Source organism: Brachybacterium sp. p3-SID1565 (genome assembly GCF_025143785.1).
In the GTDB taxonomy this organism is placed as follows: domain Bacteria; phylum Actinomycetota; class Actinomycetes; order Actinomycetales; family Dermabacteraceae; genus Brachybacterium; species Brachybacterium epidermidis.
In genome coordinates this window covers 1-2,648 of sequence record NZ_JAMBDS010000094.1, presented here as the reverse complement: position 1 = coordinate 2,648, position 2,648 = coordinate 1, and the positions used below count along the sequence as shown (strand labels likewise).

Genomic DNA, 2,648 nt, shown 5'->3' with positions numbered 1-2,648 from the left:
CCCCCCCCCGCGGGGGGCCCCCCCCCCCCCCCCTCCTATGAGCGGGTCACTCGTTGTCGCCGCCGGTCTCAGCGGCCACCCCCGGGGCTGCGGTCGTAGCGTCGCCGCCGTCGCCCCACTGCCAGTCGGCCACCTCGGGGACGTCGGCACCGTGGGTGTAGGCGTAGGCGCGGGCACGCACGCGGGCGTCCTCCATCTCCTGGCGCAGCAGGGCCTGGGCGGTGCCCAGCCCCTCCACCCTGTCGATCACGTCCATCACCAGGTGATAGCGGTCGGTGTCGTTGCGCATCAGCATGTCGAACGGGGTGGTGGTGGTGCCCTCCTCCTTGTAGCCGCGCACGTGGATGCGGCCATGGCGGTCGTGGCGGTAGGCCAGGCGATGGATCAGCCACGGGTAACCGTGGTAGGCGAACACCACCGGGATGTCCTCCCCGAAGATCCCGTCGAAGGCCCGCTGGGACAGCCCGTGGGGATGCTCCGTGTCGTCCTGAAGGCGCATCAGGTCCACCACGTTGACCACTCGCACCTTCAGGTCCGGCAGCTTCTCCCGCAGGATCTTGGCGGCAGCCATGGTCTCGATGGTGGGGATGTCCCCGGCGCAGGCGAGCACCACATCGGGCTCCTGGCCGGCCACCTCGGTGCCCGCCCATTCCCAGATGCCCAGACCGCGGGTGCAGTGGGTGATCGCGTCCTCCCGGCTCAGCCACACAGGGTTGGGCTGTTTGCCGGCCACCACCACGTTGACGTACTGCTTAGAGCGCAGGCAGTGGTCCATCGTCGACAGCAGCGTGTTGGCGTCCGGCGGCAGGTAGACCCGGACCACCTCGGCCTTCTTGTTGACGATGTGATCGATGAAGCCAGGGTCCTGGTGGGAGAAGCCGTTGTGGTCCTGCCGCCACACGTGCGAGCTCAGCAGGTAGGTGAGCGAGGAGATCGGGGCGCGCCACTCGATCTCGTTGGTGATCTTCAGCCACTTGGCGTGCTGGTTCACCATCGAGTCGACGATGTGGATGAACGCCTCGTAGGAGGAGAACAGTCCGTGCCGGCCGGTCAGCAGGTACCCCTCCAGCCAGCCCTGGCACTGGTGCTCTGAGAGCATTTCCATCACCCGGCCCGTGGTGGCCAGGTGCTCGGCGTGATCGTGGTCCTCGAACTGCGCGTTCCACTGCTTGTCGGTCACCTCGTAGACGGCCTGCAGCCGGTTCGAGGCGGTCTCGTCCGGGCCGAAGATCCGGAAGGTCTCCATGTTCTGGGCGGTCACGTCCCGCAGCCAGGTACCCAGCACCCGGGTGGGCTCGGCGATCGTCGCGCCCGGGGCCTGCACGTCCACCGTGTAGTCGCGGAAATCGGGCAGCCGGAGGTCCTTGCGCAGCACCCCGCCGTTGGTGGCAGGGTTCGCCGACATCCGCAGCCCGCCCTCCGGGGCGGCCGCGGCGATCTCGGCACGCAGGGCGCCGTCCTCGTCGAACAGCTCCTCGGGCTCATAGGAGCGCAGCCAGCGGTCCAGATCCGCCAGGTGCTCATCGGTGTCCCGCGCGCTGGCCAGGGGAACCTGGTGGGAGCGCCAGGAGCCCTCGGTCTTGTGCCCGTCGATCTCCTTGGGCCCGGTCCACCCCTTCGGACTGCGGAAGACGATCATCGGCCAGGCAGGTCGCTCAGTGGTCCTGCCGGTCTTCGCGTCCTTGGCCGCCTGCTTCTTGATCGCGGCGATCTGGTCAAGGGCCTCGTCCAGCACCTCGGCGAAACGGCGGTGCGTCTGGATCGGGTCCTCGTCATCGAAACCGCCGGTGAAGAACAGCGGCGTATGACCGTAGCCTCGCATCAGGTCGGCGAGCTCGTCGTCCCCGATGCGGGCCAGCACCGTGGGGTTGGCGATCTTGTAGCCGTTCAGGTGCAGGATCGGCAGCACCACCCCGTCGGTGTGGGGGTTGATGAACTTGTTGGAGTGCCACGAGGTCGCCAGCGGGCCGGTCTCGGCCTCGCCGTCACCGACCACGGTGAAGGCGATCTCGTCGGGCCGGTCCATCATGGCCCCGTAGGCGTGGGAGAGGGCGTACCCCAGTTCGCCGCCTTCATGGATCGAGCCCGGCGTCTCCGGGGCCACGTGGGAGGGGATACCGCCGGGGAAGGAGAACTGGGTGAACAGGCGACGCAGCCCGTCCACGTCCTGGCCGACTGCCGGGTACACCTCGGAGTAGGTGCCCTCCAGATAGCTTGCCGCCACCAGCCCGGGGCCGCCATGGCCGGGGCCGGTGATGTACATGGCCTTCAGGCCGCGCTGACGGATCGCGCGATTGGCATGGGCGTACAGGAACGTGAGCCCGGGCGTGGTGCCCCAGTGCCCCAGGAGCCGCGGCTTCACGTGCTCGCGCTGCAGAGGCTCGCGCAGCAGCGGGTTGGCCATCAGGTAGATCTGGCCGACCGAAAGGTAGTTGGCTGCGCGCCACCAGGCGTGGATCGACTCGAGCTCATTGTCACTGGGAGCCTTCGGCGCCGCATCGGGCCAGGACGGAACGGTGGACATGGTGCCTCCTCGGTGCTCGACGGTGCGAGCTGGACGATGCCGTGCCTCCACACTAGGACGATCCGCGGGCCGCAGTAAGGGACCAGCACTGGGAAGCGGTGATCCGGGCCGTTCCGGTCGCGGC

At 68.6% G+C, this 2,648-nt stretch carries 1 protein-coding gene; it reads right to left on the bottom strand.

What is annotated here, in order from left to right:
* Positions 1-46: 46 nt before the first annotated feature.
* On the bottom strand, positions 47-2,524 hold the full coding sequence (locus M4D54_RS13735) for a phosphoketolase (RefSeq protein WP_259892107.1): 2,478 nt from the start codon (positions 2,522-2,524) through the stop codon (positions 47-49).
* Positions 2,525-2,648 lie beyond the last annotated feature (124 nt).

Bases quoted from the DNA above. Each gene is read 5' to 3' on its own strand.
- M4D54_RS13735 (WP_259892107.1), bottom strand. From the start codon at position 2,524: ATGTCCACCGTTCCGTCCTGGCCCGATGCGGCGCCGAAGGCTCCCAGT.